The following is a 16,936-nucleotide window of genomic DNA, read 5'->3' as shown; positions in this document are numbered from 1 at the left end:
TTTACTTCTTATAGGTTACTCTTTCACTTGGTCTATAATCTTCAGCTTTCCGTGCTATATCGTCTACTGGAATCTGTCCTTTCTCGCCACCAAACTCCACATTTAGGTTGATATGACTGTCTGCTTTTTGTGGAAGAGCGATACAACTGTCTCCACATGGGTTGGGGCAGAGAGATGATAATAATACGCAGAAGTATGGGGTTTTGTGAAATAGTACCCCCCTCTGTTTTTTTAAGACTCCTTCGTTAAATTCTAAATCTCTCCAAATTCATATATTTTGTCAATCCTTTGATTTCATAAGGTATTACCAATTCGTATTAAAATTTATACCCCCATATGCTTATTAGCACATACCCACCCCAGCTTTTTCTTATGCGAATTGAATAAGATATTCCCCCTACTCATCTTTATCTGTTAGGAGTAAATTCTTAAGCCACATAGGTAAATTATTCACTTTCTTCAATTCTAAAATCTTAGCTGCTACCTCAGCTGCATCTTCTTTTCTCCAGAATCTATCCCTAGTATAACAAGTATTATCACAGTACTTTCTCTTAGTGGTTCCCAATGCCTTGAACTCTTTACCACAGTATTCACAAATAAATTTATACTCTTTTCTATGGGTATTGTCCCATTCCATCTTACAATTTTTTGAGCAATACTTTTTCTTAGCACCCCTCTTATTCTGTTCAAGCTCCACACCACAATTAAGGCATAGAATATAAACAAATTCTTTTTCTATTGTTTTCTTATATTCTTTAAATATTTCTTTTCCAAATCCATCTAATCCATTTCTTTCGCAATATCCTCTGATGGTGTCTCTTGATAGACAAGTTTCATTTGCTATTTGCTTATATCCTAAACCCTGAAAACGTAATATTTTTACTCTTTGCTTTTGTTCATCATTCATTTTACATACCTCCTTGGCAAATAGTAATTGCTCTAAATTAACCATTTGTCAAGGAATTTCTATAGTTCTAAACCTAATTAAATTGAATAACCTTTTTAAAATCTTATTATGCCTTAGTATATTTTATTTGACTAAAGATTTCCCAAGTATACTTAAGATACTCTCTACCCAATAAATGCCCAGGTTCCATGTGTAGCTCTGTCAAATGCAATTCATCTTTCGGATTAACACAATGTACAATATTCGTTTCTGGATTGATAGCAAAGTAAAAGTCATCAAACCGAGAATGGCAATTAGGACATAAGACAATTAAATTAAGAAAAGTATCATCACCCTGATGAACTTTATTGTAAGGTCTAATATGATGTGCTTCTGTAATATAGTTGTTATCTACACTTTTCAAGTTACATTTACAAAGTTGGCATATTCCTTTATAAAGCTTTTTAATTTTCTTGGACATTTTAGTATCTCTTACTAAACGTTGAAGTGTAATTTCATTTATCCTTTGATTAGTTTTAGCTATGTCACCATGCACTTCAGGTACTATAATGCTTACATCATATTGTTCTTCAAAAGCTTCCATTTCCCGGCAATGTCTCTTTTTTAACGAATCCATAAATTCATCATCTAATCGCAACAGTAAGATTTGATGTAAAAATTGCTCTGGTTCATATTGAACCCATTCATAATATTTTCTCAAAGAGTGTTCACCTGATAATAATTTTTTCTGGGCATGTTTTAGTTGTGATTTTGATAATCCGTGTTGAAAAAGTACAGTTAATCCTTTATATGGATCTTCTTTAAATAACATTTCAAATTCTTCATATGACATACTTAAATCATCTATCCGTTTTAATCGATATTCTTGCATTGCTCTATATACACGTCTAAATTCTGAGGAGTTATTATCTTTGCTATAATAAAACTCCATAAACATCTGATATTCTTTCTCAGTTTGAAGTAAATATTCGAGAATATTGTGTTGCCACTTGGGTAATTCATCTAATAAAATTTTAAGTTTCTCATCCATATTGTACCTCCATAAATGTTTGTTCTACTACCTAAAAAATAATCAGCCCTATTTTCAATATTTGTCCCATCCCATAAATTAACAATTATATTATCGGCTTTCCTTCCCAATCCCATTTACCATCTTTATCAGAATCATATAACCTATAAGAATCATTATCTAGAAAGTAATAATCCTGTTGTCCGCTAGGATAATGTTTTCTTGATGTATGGTTAACACAATCCATTATTAATTGACATCTAACTGTTGATTTATTTACATTAGGATATTTCTCTATCAGTGACTTAATAATATCTTTAGGAGTAAAGGTTATTGTTTTATTTCCGCTAGTGAAATCTAGTAATTCTCTATAAATTATATCTTTAACCTTTTCATTTCCGTTCCAACCAGTAGTTGATACATTAATACCTGACTTAATATTATTATTTCGATTCATATCAAATCCTAGGGTCTTTTCTACACTAATTAGATATTCACCATCTTTTGTTCTAAATACTTGATACTCTAAATGATTTATGTTTACTTTATAAGTATCCTTTAAGTATTCTGAAACTTGTCTAACAACTGGGGAAACTTCCTCCGCAACTATAAATAATTTTTGCCTTCTATTTAAATCAATTTCCCTAGTTACATCATCTTCAATATTAAATACTTCTTGAAATATTTCTTTTAAAGATTTTCCTGAATTGTTTTTATCATTAACATAATAACTTCTTGCAATATCATCAAGATCATTGTAATCAAGCTTAGAAGCCCACGCAGCATATTCTAATATTTGAGCGATTACCTCTCTCGGTGTTTTTCCTTTTTTTAGCTCTACTATCAGAAGATCCCCTGATGCATCAATACCAATTAAATCTGGAAACTTACCAACATCTCCTACATTAGCTGTAACTTGCCTTCCTATCCATAATACTGTATTTCCATCATCCTCGTCATCAAATAGCAATGATGAACTATTTTCCAGCCAAGATTCAAAATAACATTCATAATCTATTGAATCCGACTTAACTTTTTCAACAATCCCATCTTCTATGTCTGTCTCCGTATTCTTAAGCATGTATAATCCCATAGATACACCCCTCACCTTAGTAATTACTTTCAAGTGCTTTTTACATAAGATTATAGCATTATTTGGAAAAATACACAATTTAACAAAAACAAAGCCAGTTAAGATTTCTAAACTGCATCTCGACTGGCTCATATTTTATACCCTTTTATCTAATTATAAATTTTTTCTATATAAAGATACAACTTTTTAAAATTTTAACTTACTCCCAATATAATTAGATTTCATCCTCAACTATTATATCAAAGATATGCTTACTTTCTCCAAGCAACTCATCCTCTTTAGCCTGACCTATGGACAGTAAAAAGAAGAATTTATCCATTAAATGCAATAAATATAAAGTTATCATAAAATTACCAATAAAAATATGTAGAAAAAAACATAGCCAAGCCCTAAAATAAGATTTATCACAAAAAACTTATTTTTAGGAGGCTTAACTATGTTAAACAATCAAGAATATATTACATCAAAATTAGAAGAAATACTACATGAAATATTACCCATATCAGATAAAAGATTGAAAAACCTAGTAGCAATTATTACAGGAATATTGTTATCTAAATCAGTAATAATCTCAGAAATATCACAAAAATCAAAAGAAAATTTTACTGATGCAACAGAGCAAAGTAAAATAAAAAGAATATATAGATTCTTTTCAACTTCAACAATAAAATCAGATTATATATATTACTGCTTTATCCAAGAAATAATAAAAAAATATGTAAAAAGAAGTAATTCTAACAAAATAGTAATAATTTTTGACCATACAACTTTGGATGATAGATTTTTAATATTACAATTTTCTTTAAAAGTAGGAAAAAGAACAATACCCCTATGGTATAAGATATTTAATTACAAAGAAAAAGGAAATAGAAACTTTGAACATGTAAAACAAGGAATATCTGAACTCAATGACATATTCAAGTCATATGATTATGAAGTTTTGTTATTGGCAGACAGAGGGTTTAAGAGCATAGATTTATTTAAATATATAGATGAGCTTGGTTGGAAATATTGTATAAGATGTACTAATGATATCATTATTAAAATTGAAGATAATAAAAAAGTAAAATATCTTAAAGATATAAATCCTATTAAAAGTAGAGTAAAAAAATTTAAAGATATTTTACTAAGTAAAAAAGAATATAAAAAAAGATTTGATATAGAAGAGATGTTTAGGGATTTAAAGTCTAATGGTTTTAACATGGAAGATACTTGGACAGAAAGGATTACATACTTTGAAAATCTATATCTATGTTTATGTATAGTCTATACTTGGATAATAATATTAGGAACAGATTGTTCTAAAAATAAAAAAAGTAAAATAATAGGATCTACAAAGAAGATAAAAAACAAAATTACTAGAATCTATAGCTTATTTAGTAGCGGAATGATCTGGTTTAATAGATGTTATGATTCAAATATAAAGAAATATAATTTAAAATTTAATTTTGTCCTCTATGATATTTAGTATAAATAAAAGGTAGATATATGGACTTAAGCTATACTTAGGATAAGTATGTCTATTTTTATTTCCATAAATACCATATATATAAATATCAAGGATAGAATGGATAATAATTCATATATTGCTGATGTAAATATAAGGTAATATATGGATTTTATTCCTTATTGTTATGATTTATCCAATTTACTGTCAATAGGTCAGCCTATTATCCTTGTTACATTCTCCCTGAATGCTCCTATAAAACCTCCTGAATCTTCTACTACACTATTTATAGCTTTATTATAGCATCATGGACTTGTTCTTCTTTAAAGGTTGGGGAGTGTTTACAGTTTGATTTTGTTCCATTCTTAAGCCTATTTTCGCATCTCCAAACTGCACTTTTATGTCCATACTTTGACCATACCTCCCTTCTATAGGGATATCCACATTCTTCACATATTAAAATTTCAGTTAAAGACATAGATATATTTAAGGTTTATTCCTTCAAGATTTATCTTCCCTTCTCATTCTGCTTTTCCCCCTCATAAATAAAAATCTCTTCTATTTTCTTCCCAAAGTAGTCAGCAATAACAAATGCTAATTCTAATGAAGGATTATATTTTCCTGTTTCAATAAAGCTAATTGTTTGCCTTGATACGTGAACCTCCCTTGCAAATTCCTCCTGACTGAGCCCTTTTTCTTTACGTAATAACTCTACCCTATTTTCCAAGTAATCACACCCTTCCCTCGCCAAGGTTCCTTACCTTTACAATAACTCCTATATAAGAAGAATTTTAGCAATTATATTAATATTTTATTTTGAGACAAGAAAATGACGAAGTTTATTTGGTCTTTGTTTGACCTGAACTTCGCCATTTTTATTTTATTATTTAGTTTTTAGTTTATACAAATAATATTTATATATTTCCTACTTGTTGGGTGAACATAGTATTAATTATATGAATTATCAAATTTAAATTTTATTTACGTCCAATATATAGAAAGTGTTCACTAGTTCCGATTACATTGTTATCTTTACTTAATCTATATCAAATATCTAACCATTTTTTATACTCTTCTTCTAATATATTGATTTCTTTCTCTTTATAATTAAGTATATTCTCAACACCAGCAAATATTATTTCTTGTAACCCAAAACTATTCATTAATTCCCTTGCTTCCTTTGGATCAGTAAAATATGCTTGTATAAATCCCTTATATCCATCATTTATCCCATCATCTAAAAACACAAGCAATTCATCAATAGAGTCAATTGGATATAAGTTTTTTAAGTAGTTTTGTATAGGTGCGTAATTTGATAGGAATGAAGCAACTATAATACCATTTGGTTTTAATAGTTTTAGTGCTCCTTCGATACAAGCTTTTCTATCCTTTTCATCTACTTATACGCAATAGTTACACTACAAATTGAAATTTACTAACTTTCACATGATGTATTCAACCACCCAATAAGCATTTAATTATAAATTTGAAAAAAACATTTATAAATCAGTTTTTAGAAAAATATGGAATAACTGTTTTATTAATTTCAATATTGGTATCAAACTTTTTATCAGGTGTGACAATCGTCAACTTGTTTATTCCGTCGTTAACAGCATTATATAAATTCCAATTTCCTGAAATAATTATTACACCCTCTATACTGGATTTAGATTCTATTCTATCACCAATATTTATTAAATTATAATCATTAGGTTCTAAAGTCATGGTGGATGCTGGGATTGTATTTCCATATTTTTTAAAATCTCTACTTTGAGATTCTTCACTAGCAAAAAAACTAAGTGTCAATTCTTTTTTCATTTCATCTATGTTTAATTTTGAGACTAGAAATTCATCGTTAATTATAAAATTGCTTATTGTTATACCTGTATGACTCAAATTATCTATTTTTATATACATAATTAAATGAAGCATAGGAATAACTGTCCACAAATCTGGACTTTGTTCTCTATCTAAATATAATATATTTGGCCTAACAGTAGTTGCAAATGGATTAGGAACAAAATGTAACTGTTTAATTTTTAATCTCGTTATATTTCTTCTAAAATTTAACAGTGTAAATATCAAACTACCAAACGAAAAAAGCAGAGAAATCAATGAAATTGTTATTGTAATATAATCTTTTGGTTTCATTTATATAATCCCCATTTCCTTTAGAAATTCCTATTTATCCGTATGACAAACAATTATTAGTCCATATTTTTTTCGCGATTGAACATAAATATACTAATGTTAATCTATAGTATATAGTTTATCTATCATCACATCAAGCAAATTTAACCAATTGCTCTTCAAATATCCCAAGTTATCCAATGTCATCTGTCAAACGCCCAATTTTAAAGGGTCAAAAAGAGGTATTTTTAACCTATTTTCGACCCAAACCTCATCCCTAAACCACTACATATTGTGGTGAATCTTTCTTATTTGTATAAATGCTAAAATAATATTGTAGGAAGTTGCCAATATTTTAATGTACAATATTTACAAAATTCTCTATAGTATTAATGGGTGATGAAAGTGATTTTAAACATTAATACAGAAATAGAGATAAAAACTGTAAAAGATTTAAACAAATTAAAAACATTAGTGGAGGTTAATAATTTGGAAAAACCAAATTTCAGTGAAATAGGAAGGGAGTTGGGAGTTGATAGGAGAACAGTTAAAAAATATTATGAAGGAAATACGGAAAAAGAAAGAAAAGAGAAGAAATCTAAAATAGATGATTATCACAATATTATCACTTCTTTGCTATCAGCAAAAAGCAAGCAGATATTCTACTACAAATCTCATCTCTATAGATATCTGGTAAGAGAGCACGGGCTTGAATGTTCTCGTAGCAATTTTAATTACTACATTTTAAAGAAAAGTGAATTTGCTGAGTATTTTAAACCAAAAGCAAAAAAAGATTCTGTGAAATCTGAAACACCTTTTGGTAAACAAGCTCAGTTTGATTGGAAAGAGAAATTAAAATTTTCTTTTAAAGATAATAGTGAAATGCTTTTAAATGTAGGTAGCTTAGTCTTATCTGCCTCTAGATTCAAGGTATGGGCAATATATCCATCAACAAGTCAGAATCATCTATTTGATTTTTTATCTAATTCATTTGAATCATTAGGTGGAGTGCCAAAAGAAATAGTAATTGATAACGCTTCTACTATGATGGATAAAGCTAGAACCGAGTGTTCAGATGGTAAAGTAAATAGTAAGTTTAAGCAACTTTCTGATGACTTTGGATTTAGCATATATCCTTGTGTTAGAGCAAGACCTAATACTAAAGCAAAAGTTGAAAATCCAATGAGAATAATTGATGAAATTATGAATTACAATGGTGTTTTAGAAGATTTACAAGAATTGCATGAAAAGATGAGTGTAATCACAAATGAAGCTAATTCAAGAGTATGTCAAGCTACAGGATTACCACCTATATTAGTTTTTAACAAAGAAAAAGAACATCTATTACCACTCCCACATGATAAAATCTGTTCTTTTTACAAAAATGAAACTGTACAAGCAAAGGTGAATACCAATAGCCTATTTAAATACAAGCATAATATGTATTCAGCTCCACCAGATTTAATTGGTAAAAATGTTACAATACAAGTTAGTGAAAATAACTTACATGTATATTATAACAAAAAACTAATTACAATCCATAGAATAACAGAAAAAAAGATTAATTATCACAATGATCATCATTTAAAGATGTTAGGATTAACATTTAAATGAAAAGAAGATGTTTCAGAGTATGCAGATAAACATTTAAAAGAATTGGAGAAATTTAATGAACAATTATCAAAAGTTATGTGAGAACCTAAAAGAGTTAAAGTTAGTTCAGACAAGCTTGAGACTAGATGAATATATTACAAAAGTAAATGAGGATAAAATAAGTCTAGTAGACGCACTTTATGAGCTTACTACAAAAGAAATAGAAATAAAAAACTTTAATGCTACAAATGCAATGGTTAAAGTAGCAGGATTTCCACATTTAAAAGAAATGAAAGATTTCGATTTTGAGTTTCAGCCTAAAATAAATAAACAACAATTTTTAGATTTTGAGAGTTTAAGATTTTTAGAAAACAATAGTAATATAATACTAATTGGAAATAGTGGGGTAGGCAAGACTCATCTTGCTACTTCCATTGGTATGGCAGCTGCTAAAAAGCGATTTAGCACTTATTTTATAAAATGTCAAGACTTAATTGCTCAACTAAAAAAGGCATATTTAGAAAATAAATTAGACAGTAGAATAAAACATTTTAGCAAATATAAATTGTTAATAATTGATGAAATAGGCTATCTTCCTATTGGAGAGATGGAAGCTAAAATGTTTTTCCAACTAATAGATAAAAGATATGAAAAGAAAAGCACAATAATTACTAGCAATATAAATTTATCGGATTGGAGTGAAATATTTGTAGACAATATGTTAGCTAGTGCCATCTTAGATAGATTAGTCCATCATTCTAGTATAGTAAATATATTAGGTAATTCTTGAGAATGTAAATAACTTTGTGCTTCAGAGAGAACTACTTATCTCTAAATTGACAAGAAATATTAAAATGGATAAAATTTACAAATTAATATCTTAATTTTATCTTTGCCAAGACTATTTTATTTTATGCATTAAAATCAATAGTTTTGGCAATAATTTTATATAAGTGATGTTATGACTTTTTGTAAACATATATTGGACTTACCTTTGCAAAAAGATTTTTTATTTTTAATTGGAATTATGGGCTTTAAACCAGCCTTACAGGCTGTTTTAAGGCCCATAATTCCAAGTTTAGAAGGTTTTCATACATGAACTAATATAATTCTATGAAAGATAGATATTTACTCGTTCTTCAAAGAATATAGATAACTGATTTATGATTAAATCCCATTTTTTATATCTTTGAGTCCATTTTTTCATAGTATTTTGACTAGCTAGGTAAAGTATTTTTTCTAGAGCTTGATCAGATGGGAACATAGTTTTAGTCTTGGTTACTTTTCTTAGCTGTCTATGGAAACCTTCTATTATATTTGTAGTGTACATTATAGTTCTAATCTCCTGAGGATACTTGAAAAATGGAGATAATACATCCCAATTTGATTCCCAACTTTTAATTGCATGAGGATATTTATCTCCCCACTTACTTTCAAGTTCTCCTAGGTTATCAAGAGCTTCTTCTTCATTTATGGCCTTATATACTGATTTAAAGTCATTAGCAAACTCTCTTAAATGCTTATAGCTAACAAACTTAAAGGAATTTCTAAGTTGATGAATTACACATCTTTGTATTTCAGATTTAGGATATGCTGCATTTATTGCTTCTTTAAGTCCTGTTAATCCATCTACACTAAATATTAATACATCTTGCAAACCTCTATTTTTCAAATCATTTAAAACTCCAAGCCAAAACTTTGCAGATTCATTTTCACCTATCCAAATTCCTAAAACATCTTTAAATCCATCTAAATTAACGCCTAAAACTACATAAGCTGCTTTGCTTTTTATTTGTCCATCTTCTCTTACCTTGTAGTGTATTGCATCCATAAAAACAAAAGGATAGATTGGATTTAATGGCCTATTTTGCCATTCTTTTATATGTGGAATTATACTCTCTGTCATTTTACTTACCATCTCTGCTGATATTTCTATTCCGTATATTTCCTTTATCTGTTCATGAATATCTCTAGTTGACATACCCCTACCATAAAGAGCTATTACTTTTTCTTCTATACCAGAGATGTCTCTTTTATTCTTAGGTATTACAATTGGCTCAAATTCGCCTTTTCTATCTCTTGGTACATCGAGTGGAATCTCACCAAATTGAGTTTTTACAGTTTTTGGAGTATATCCATTTCTGCGATTATCAGTATTTTTATTTCTTTTATCACCTTTAGAATATCCTAATTCCATATCTAACTCTGCTTCCAACATTTCTTGAAGTGCGTCTTTAAACATATCTTTTAGATACAAATGAAGATCTCCTGCTGTTTTTAAATTTCCGTCATTAATCATATTTCTTAAAACTTCTTTTGGTAAAGTTGACATAAAAAATTCTCCTTTCTGGTTCAAATCTTATTTTGATTCTTGCCAGAAAAGAGAATTTTATTTCTCGAAAGCACAGATTATTTTACACTACCTAATTCTTATAGAACAGCTACTGCTCTATCTAAAATATCTAATAAAGATAATTAGCAAAACTGTACATAGAAATATTGGCACATTTATGCAAAATAATCTTGACATTAATATATTTGTCCTTCCGACCACAATAAGTCATCAGAACCACACACTCAATGTGCGCCGTATGACAAAACATATCCACTGGCTGCACCTCCACCACCCTATATCCATTCTCAACTAAATACTTCATATCCCTAGCCATGGTAGAAGGGTTACATGATACATAGACTACCCTTTCTGGATTTAACTCTACAATAGCTTGTAATACTTCTTTTTCAACCCCTTTTCTAGGTGGGTCTAGGACTAATTTATTTGCCTTTATTCCTTTTTTCATCATTTCTGGAAATACTTCTTCTGCTTTTCCTAAGATGAATTCTGCATTTTTTATATTATTTAAATCTGCATTATCCTTAGCATCTTCTATTGCTTTTTTTACTACTTCTATTCCTATTACCTTTTTAACTTTTTTCGCTATATATAGAGAAATAGTTCCTATACCACTATAAAGGTCATAGACTATATCATCGTTATTTAATTCTAAGTATTCTAAAGCCTTTTTATATAGAGCTTCAGCTTGAACCCTGTTCACTTGAAAAAAGCTATTTGGTGAGATTTTAAATTCTAATTCACCAATAGAGTCTATAATATAGTCAGTTCCAAATAGTTTTTTATATCTATTTCCATAAGTAATTGATGAGTTTAATTTGTTTATATTTTGATATATGCTTATTACTTTTTCCTCTTTTAATAAACCCAGTAATTCTTCCTTATGAGGAATATTGTCACTTCCGGAAACTAGGATTAACATTACTTCTCCCTTTTTATTAAATCTTATACCTAAATGTCTCATTATCCCCTTTTTATTTTTCTTATTATAGGGCCTTATATTGTACTTGTCCATCCAGGTCCTAACTATTTTTATAATCCTATCCCCAATATCAGGATGTAGTATACTCTTTTCCATATCTATTACTTCATTACTTTCACTTTTATAGAATCCTATTTTAGCTTTGCCATGCTTTTCTCCTATGGGAATTTGAACATGGTTTCTATATCTATAGGGATTATCCATTCCTATAGTTTCATGTACTATGGGATCTTGAATTTCTCCTATTCTTTCTAAATCATTTTTAACCTTTTGTCTTTTCCATTCCAATTGCTTATTATAATCATATTCTACTAATGGTATACTTCCCCTAGATTCTTCTATATTAAAATCTAATTCTACTCTGTCCTTTGAAGGCACTATGATTTCTATTAATTTAGCTAGAGCATAGTTTTTCTTCTTCTTTGTTATTTTTACTTTTACCCTATCTCCTATTACTCCTCCATTCACAAATACTGCCAAATTATCTATTTTTAGTACTCCATTTCCCTCATGGGTAAAGTCTATTATTTCTCCTTCAAGTATGTCTCCTAATTTTATATCCATAATTCACCTCGTATATTTTCTCTTTTCATCTATTAGTTTATCCTAAAATCCACAAAAAAAGAAGAGATATCTCTCTTCTTTTTTATACACTATCGCCTAGATAGGCTTGTTTTACCCTATCATTATTTAACAGATCTTTTCCTTTACCTTCAAGTACTAGGGAACCAGTCTCTAATACATAGGCATAATCAGCTATTTCCAAGGCTTTTTTAGCATTTTGCTCTACTAGGAGTATTGTATTTCCCTGACTATGAATTTCTTTTATTATATCAAATATATCTTTTACCAGTAATGGAGCTAAACCTAAAGATGGCTCATCTAACATAAGTATTTTAGGTCTAATCATCATAGCTCTACCTACTGCCAACATCTGCTGCTCTCCACCAGATAGAGTACCAGATTTTTGCCAAGATCTTTCTTTAAGCCTTGGAAATAGATCATATATTTTATTCATATCCTTATTTATTTCTACTTTATCTTTTCTAGTATAGGCACCTAGGATGAGATTTTCCTCTACAGTCAGATTAGCAAATACCTTTCTCCCCTCTGGTGATAAGACTATTCCCTTTTTAACTATATCCATAGTCTTTAGATTAGTTATATCTTCATCATAGTATTTTACTTCACCTTGTTCCTTTTTCTCTAAGTTCATAATTGCCCTTAGGGTGGATGATTTTCCTGCTCCATTGGCACCTATCAATGTAACTATTTGATTTTCTTCAATGTGTACATTGATTCCTCTAATTGCCTTTATTCCTCCATAGCTTACATGGAGATCCTTTATATTTAGCATTATTCCACCCCCAGATAGGCTTCTATAACTTTTTGGTTTTTTTGGATTTCTTCAGGGTTTCCTTCAGCTATTAGCATGCCATGATCAAGTACTAGGATTCTCTCACAAATTCCCATTACTACTTCCATATGATGCTCAATTAAAAATATTGTAAGATCAAATTCTTTTTTTATATCCTTTATAAAGCCCATTAAATCTTGAGTTTCTTGGGGATTCATCCCTGCTGCAGGCTCATCTAATAAGAGTAATTTGGGATCAGTTGCAAGGGCTCTTGCTATTTCAAGCCTTCTTTGTTTACCATAGGGCAAGGAAAATGATTTTTCATTTCTTTCTTCATATAGATCTACTTTTTCCAGGAGATACTCCGCCTTTTCCATCATCTTTTTTTCTTCTTTTGTGTAGCTTGGTATTCTAATTAAAGAAGATAGTATATTTGATTTTAGTCTTAGATGACTTCCTATAAATACATTTTCTAAGACAGACATTTCTTTAAACAGTCTTATATTTTGAAATGTTCTACATATCCCAAGTTTTGCTATTTGATCTGGACGCTTCCCAGATATTATCTCAACTTTTTCACCTGGATTAAAAGATATCTTTCCCTCTGTTGGAGTGTATACTCCTGTTACCATATTAAATACAGTGGTTTTACCTGCTCCATTTGGACCTATCAATCCAATTATTTCACCTTTTTTTATCTCTGTGCTAAACTCATTTACAGCTACAACTCCACCAAATCTCATAGTTATATTATCAATTTTTAGCATATTTTCTCCTCACTTTCCCTATGGTATCTTTTAAGACATTGTCCTTTTTAAATATTACCACTATCATTAAAGTAAGAGAAAATACCACCATTCTAAGTCCTGGTAATGCTGAAGTTGTAGTAAAACCTAAGTTTATAGGTTCATCTAAGAATCTCAAAAATTCCATTGCAACAGTTACTACTATAGCAGCAACTACTGTTCCATTTATATTTCCCATTCCACCAAGGACTACCATAAGGAGGATATTAAAGGTCAATACAAATTTAAATACTGTAGGATCTATAGTTCCTAAAGATGCGGCTAATAGTCCACCACCAACACCTGCAAAAAAGGAACCTATTGTAAAACTCATAACTTTATGCTTAAAGAGATTTATCCCCATTGCTCTTGCTGCAATTTCATCTTCTCTAATGGCTTTAAATGCCTTACCATAACTACCTTTCATTAGGAATTTTAGAAATATTACAGTTAGTATTGCTATTCCCCAAGCCCAAAGTAGATTTGTTTTAGGCTTCATATTGAATAAATTAGCAAAAAAAGTATTTTCCACCTGTGGAATTCCCTTAAGCCCTAGAGAACCATTAGTTACACTTTGAAGATTTACAATAACTATTCTTATTATTTCTGAAAATCCTAAAGTTGCTATTGCCAAATAATCATCTGTAAGTTTTAAAACTGGTGCTCCAACTAAGAAGCCAAATATTGCTGCTATTAGTCCTCCTATTAAAAGTGCTACAATAAAGGGTAAGTTTATATTTAATAAACTAGGAACCATAGGCTCCATATAAAAGTTCATTTCCTTAACTGCAGTAGGCATAGTGAGTATACCTACAGTATATGCTCCTATTGCCATAAACCCTGCATGACCTAGAGAAAATAGACCTGTAAATCCATTTATAAGATTCATACTCAAAGCTAAGATTACATAAATTCCACATAGATTTAAAATTCTTATTTGATAACTATCCAAGTATAAATTAAGTATAATTAAGACAATTAATGCTAATATAATTCCTATTATTTTAAAAAGAGTTTTATTATTTTTCATGGGTTACACCTTCTCTGCTATTTTTTCACCCATCAAACCTGTTGGTTTAATGAGAAGTATTAGTATAAGAAGCACAAATGCAAAGGCATCTCTATATCCTGTCAGACTAGGTAAGAATGCTATAAGCAGTATCTCCCCAAGTCCTAGAATAAATCCACCTAATACAGCACCTGTAATATTTCCTATTCCTCCTACTACTGCAGCTATAAAACATTTAAGTCCTGGTAACATACCCATATGTGGTATAAGTTGTGGATATTTAACTCCCCACATAATACCTCCCACTGCCGCCAATAAAGATCCTATAAAAAATGTAATAGATATACTTTTATTTATATCTATTCCCATAAGACTTGCGGTCTCATAATCCTTTGATAATGCCCTCATTGCCATGCCCGTTTTTGTCTTTAAAATAAAGAAATTCAATCCAATTAAGAGAATTACTGTGACAATCGGGATTATAAAATTGATTAGGCCTATAGAAACTCCACCTATATTTGCAATCTTATTAAATATTTCTGGAGTAGGAAAGCCCTTTGGCCTACCTCCAAATATAAGTATACCTAAATTTTGCAATAGAAAAGATGCTCCAATAGCTGATATTAAAACAGTTATCCTTGGTGCACCCCTTAGAGGTTTATAGGCTGCCTTTTCAAGTAATACTCCCAAAAGCCCAGTAATTACTGGGGCCAATATAAATATTATATACCATGGTATGGGAGTATATATAAGTCCATAATAGGTTAAATAAGCACCTATCATAAATATATCTCCATGGGCAAAGTTTATAAGTCTAAGTATCCCATATACCATGGTATATCCTATGGCAATAAGAGCATAAAGACTTCCTAGGGAAATTCCATTAGTTAAATGTTGTAGGAATTCTTGTATGCTCATATCCATATTTATGCCTCCATATTATTTATTTTGGTTCTACTGTTGTAAGGTATACAAATTCTCCATTATCAACCTTATTTATTACAGCTGATTTTACAGCATCTCCATTTTCATCTAATGTTATATTTCCAGTTGCACCAACAAAATCTTCAGTTTTTGCTATTTCATCTCTAATGGCTATAGAATCTGCTGAACCAGCTGTGTCAATAGCTTCAACTATTACCATATATGCATCATATCCTAAGGCTGCAAATGCATTTGCATCTTTATTATATTTATTTTTGTAATCTTCTAAGAATGTCTCAGACACTTCAGTTACTGGCTTTTCTGCTGTAAAGTGAGTACTATATACTGCTCCCTCAACTGCTTCTCCACCTATTTCTAAAAAGTCTGGTGATTCCCAAGTATCTCCACCTAGTATAGGAGTATCCATTCCTAAGTCTCTAGATTGTTTAATAAGTAATGCAGACTCTCCATAGTTTCCTGGGGCAAATATTACATCTGGATTTAATGATTTAATATTTGTAAGTTGTGCTGTAAAGTCCTGGTCTCCTGTATTATAAGAAGCTTTTCCAAGTATAGCCTCCTCACCTTTTTCTGCTGTAAATGCCTTTTCAAAATAATTTGATAGTCCTACTGAGTAATCCTGTTGAACATCTTGAATTATAGCTGCTGTTTCTGCTCCTAGTTCATTTATAGCATAATTTGCCATTACTGTTCCTTGGAATGGATCTATAAAGCATACTCTGAAGTAATAATCATTGTTTAATGTAACAAGAGGATTTGTAGGTGAACATCCTACTGCAGGTACTTCCTGATTTTTAACTATATCTCCTGCTGCCATTGATAAAGAGCTACCATAACTTCCTATTATTGCAGCTACATCATTTTTTTCTATTAGTCTTGAAACTGCATTTGCAGCTTCTACTTTTTCTGATTTATTATCTAATACTACTAATTCTATTTTCTTACCTAAAACTTCTCCTATCTTTTCATGAGCTAATTCTATACCCTCTACTGTCATTTCTCCACCTGCTGCTGCAACTCCAGTCATTGGTTCAAATACTCCAATTTTGATTACATCTTCTCCTCCATCGGTATTCTCTGTATTCTCTGTATTTTCTGATCCGCCTTCATCTGGAGTGCTTTCATTTGTACATCCTACAAAAGTTGTGAAGATTAAAATACTGGATAAAATCAATAGTAATAATCTTTTTTTCATTTTACATTCCCCCTTAATGATAGTATATTAATATCCCAACAGGAATATATTTAATTATACTATTTTCCTGTTAAGTTATTATACTATCCTAATGTGCTAAAGTCAATTGCGAATATTAAGAATTCTTTGTT

Annotated in this window: 17 protein-coding genes; 3 read left to right on the top strand and 14 right to left on the bottom strand. The window is 30.0% G+C overall.

The genetic code is table 11. The annotated features are described in order from the left end of the window. Window positions 1–397 precede the first annotated feature (397 nt). From AC4PG3_RS05830 to AC4PG3_RS05820, 3 genes are all read right to left on the bottom strand, one after another. Window positions 398–907, bottom strand: a complete 510-nt coding sequence (locus AC4PG3_RS05830) for a hypothetical protein (RefSeq protein WP_492198120.1) — start codon at window positions 905–907, stop codon at window positions 398–400. A gap of 106 nt (window positions 908–1,013) precedes the next feature. Next, window positions 1,014–1,937, bottom strand: coding sequence for an HNH endonuclease (locus AC4PG3_RS05825; protein ID WP_492198119.1), 924 nt, complete (start codon window positions 1,935–1,937; stop codon window positions 1,014–1,016). Window positions 1,938–2,022: 85 nt separating this feature from the next. Then, complete coding sequence (locus AC4PG3_RS05820; protein ID WP_492198118.1) at window positions 2,023–3,009, bottom strand: DUF7669 domain-containing protein; 987 nt, start codon at window positions 3,007–3,009, stop codon at window positions 2,023–2,025. 436 nt (window positions 3,010–3,445) lie between these two features. On the opposite strand from AC4PG3_RS05820, the gene AC4PG3_RS05815 reads away from it, so the two are divergent. After that, window positions 3,446–4,477: a transposase gene (locus AC4PG3_RS05815; RefSeq protein WP_492198117.1), complete on the top strand. Its 1,032-nt coding sequence runs from the start codon at window positions 3,446–3,448 to the stop codon at window positions 4,475–4,477. Window positions 4,478–4,742: 265 nt separating this feature from the next. Here the strand turns inward: AC4PG3_RS05815 and AC4PG3_RS05810 are convergent, their stop codons facing one another. The 4 genes from AC4PG3_RS05810 to AC4PG3_RS05795 form a co-directional block, all read right to left on the bottom strand. Then, entirely contained in the window at window positions 4,743–4,934 is a 192-nt protein-coding gene (locus tag AC4PG3_RS05810; protein ID WP_492198116.1) for a recombinase zinc ribbon domain-containing protein, read from the bottom strand. A 30-nt stretch (window positions 4,935–4,964) separates the two neighbouring features. Beyond that, on the bottom strand, window positions 4,965–5,183 hold the full coding sequence (locus AC4PG3_RS05805) for a helix-turn-helix transcriptional regulator (protein ID WP_492198115.1): 219 nt from the start codon (window positions 5,181–5,183) through the stop codon (window positions 4,965–4,967). 319 nt (window positions 5,184–5,502) lie between these two features. Further along, window positions 5,503–5,703 carry a hypothetical protein gene (locus tag AC4PG3_RS05800; RefSeq protein WP_492198114.1) on the bottom strand — a complete coding sequence of 67 codons (201 nt, stop codon included), beginning with the start codon at window positions 5,701–5,703 and terminating at the stop codon, window positions 5,503–5,505. A gap of 259 nt (window positions 5,704–5,962) precedes the next feature. Continuing rightward, on the bottom strand, window positions 5,963–6,607 hold the full coding sequence (locus AC4PG3_RS05795; RefSeq protein ID WP_492198113.1) for a hypothetical protein: 645 nt from the start codon (window positions 6,605–6,607) through the stop codon (window positions 5,963–5,965). Between the two features lie 384 nt (window positions 6,608–6,991). Here AC4PG3_RS05795 and istA point away from each other — a divergent pair, with 384 nt between their 5' ends. After that, window positions 6,992–8,200, top strand: coding sequence for an IS21 family transposase (istA, locus tag AC4PG3_RS05790; protein WP_492196213.1), 1,209 nt, complete (start codon window positions 6,992–6,994; stop codon window positions 8,198–8,200). Window positions 8,201–8,255: 55 nt separating this feature from the next. Then, window positions 8,256–8,969: an IS21-like element helper ATPase IstB gene (gene istB, locus AC4PG3_RS05785; protein ID WP_492198112.1), complete on the top strand. Its 714-nt coding sequence runs from the start codon at window positions 8,256–8,258 to the stop codon at window positions 8,967–8,969. Window positions 8,970–9,290: 321 nt separating this feature from the next. Here the strand turns inward: istB and AC4PG3_RS05780 are convergent, their stop codons facing one another. From AC4PG3_RS05780 to AC4PG3_RS05750, 7 genes are all read right to left on the bottom strand, one after another. Beyond that, a complete protein-coding gene (locus AC4PG3_RS05780) occupies window positions 9,291–10,511 on the bottom strand; it encodes an IS256 family transposase (RefSeq protein WP_492198111.1) in 1,221 nt (406 codons plus the stop codon). Between the two features lie 130 nt (window positions 10,512–10,641). Next, window positions 10,642–12,078 (bottom strand): 23S rRNA (uracil(1939)-C(5))-methyltransferase RlmD, encoded by a 1,437-nt coding sequence (gene rlmD / locus AC4PG3_RS05775; RefSeq protein ID WP_492198110.1) that lies wholly within the window; start codon window positions 12,076–12,078, stop codon window positions 10,642–10,644. An 82-nt stretch (window positions 12,079–12,160) separates the two neighbouring features. Then, window positions 12,161–12,871, bottom strand: a complete 711-nt coding sequence (locus tag AC4PG3_RS05770) for an ABC transporter ATP-binding protein (protein WP_492198109.1) — start codon at window positions 12,869–12,871, stop codon at window positions 12,161–12,163. After that, window positions 12,871–13,638, bottom strand: a complete 768-nt coding sequence (locus tag AC4PG3_RS05765) for an ABC transporter ATP-binding protein (protein WP_492198108.1) — start codon at window positions 13,636–13,638, stop codon at window positions 12,871–12,873. Before AC4PG3_RS05765 ends, AC4PG3_RS05770 begins: the two co-directional genes overlap by 1 nt. After that, window positions 13,625–14,686 (bottom strand): branched-chain amino acid ABC transporter permease, encoded by a 1,062-nt coding sequence (locus AC4PG3_RS05760; protein ID WP_492198107.1) that lies wholly within the window; start codon window positions 14,684–14,686, stop codon window positions 13,625–13,627. The genes AC4PG3_RS05765 and AC4PG3_RS05760 overlap by 14 nt, the downstream gene beginning before the upstream one ends. A gap of 3 nt (window positions 14,687–14,689) precedes the next feature. Then, entirely contained in the window at window positions 14,690–15,589 is a 900-nt protein-coding gene (locus AC4PG3_RS05755; RefSeq protein WP_492198106.1) for a branched-chain amino acid ABC transporter permease, read from the bottom strand. Between the two features lie 19 nt (window positions 15,590–15,608). After that, on the bottom strand, window positions 15,609–16,805 hold the full coding sequence (locus AC4PG3_RS05750) for an ABC transporter substrate-binding protein (protein WP_492198105.1): 1,197 nt from the start codon (window positions 16,803–16,805) through the stop codon (window positions 15,609–15,611). Window positions 16,806–16,936 lie beyond the last annotated feature (131 nt).

The sequence above is a fragment of the Tissierella sp. QWL-11 genome (assembly GCF_058683765.1).
The sequence above is the reverse complement of the archived record's forward strand: the minus strand, read 5'-3'. Positions and strand labels throughout refer to the sequence as shown.

Coding starts and splice junctions, on each gene's coding strand:
- AC4PG3_RS05830 (WP_492198120.1), bottom strand. CDS start 907: ATGAATGATGAACAAAAGCAAAGAGTAAAAATATTACGTTTTCAGGGT.
- AC4PG3_RS05825 (WP_492198119.1), bottom strand. CDS start 1,937: ATGGATGAGAAACTTAAAATTTTATTAGATGAATTACCCAAGTGGCAA.
- AC4PG3_RS05820 (WP_492198118.1), bottom strand. CDS start 3,009: ATGGGATTATACATGCTTAAGAATACGGAGACAGACATAGAAGATGGG.
- AC4PG3_RS05815 (WP_492198117.1), top strand. CDS start 3,446: ATGTTAAACAATCAAGAATATATTACATCAAAATTAGAAGAAATACTA.
- AC4PG3_RS05810 (WP_492198116.1), bottom strand. CDS start 4,934: ATGTCTTTAACTGAAATTTTAATATGTGAAGAATGTGGATATCCCTAT.
- AC4PG3_RS05795 (WP_492198113.1), bottom strand. CDS start 6,607: ATGAAACCAAAAGATTATATTACAATAACAATTTCATTGATTTCTCTG.
- istB (WP_492198112.1), top strand. CDS start 8,256: ATGAACAATTATCAAAAGTTATGTGAGAACCTAAAAGAGTTAAAGTTA.
- AC4PG3_RS05780 (WP_492198111.1), bottom strand. CDS start 10,511: ATGTCAACTTTACCAAAAGAAGTTTTAAGAAATATGATTAATGACGGA.
- rlmD (WP_492198110.1), bottom strand. CDS start 12,078: ATGGATATAAAATTAGGAGACATACTTGAAGGAGAAATAATAGACTTT.
- AC4PG3_RS05770 (WP_492198109.1), bottom strand. CDS start 12,871: ATGCTAAATATAAAGGATCTCCATGTAAGCTATGGAGGAATAAAGGCA.
- AC4PG3_RS05765 (WP_492198108.1), bottom strand. CDS start 13,638: ATGCTAAAAATTGATAATATAACTATGAGATTTGGTGGAGTTGTAGCT.
- AC4PG3_RS05760 (WP_492198107.1), bottom strand. CDS start 14,686: ATGAAAAATAATAAAACTCTTTTTAAAATAATAGGAATTATATTAGCA.
- AC4PG3_RS05755 (WP_492198106.1), bottom strand. CDS start 15,589: ATGGATATGAGCATACAAGAATTCCTACAACATTTAACTAATGGAATT.
- AC4PG3_RS05750 (WP_492198105.1), bottom strand. CDS start 16,805: ATGAAAAAAAGATTATTACTATTGATTTTATCCAGTATTTTAATCTTC.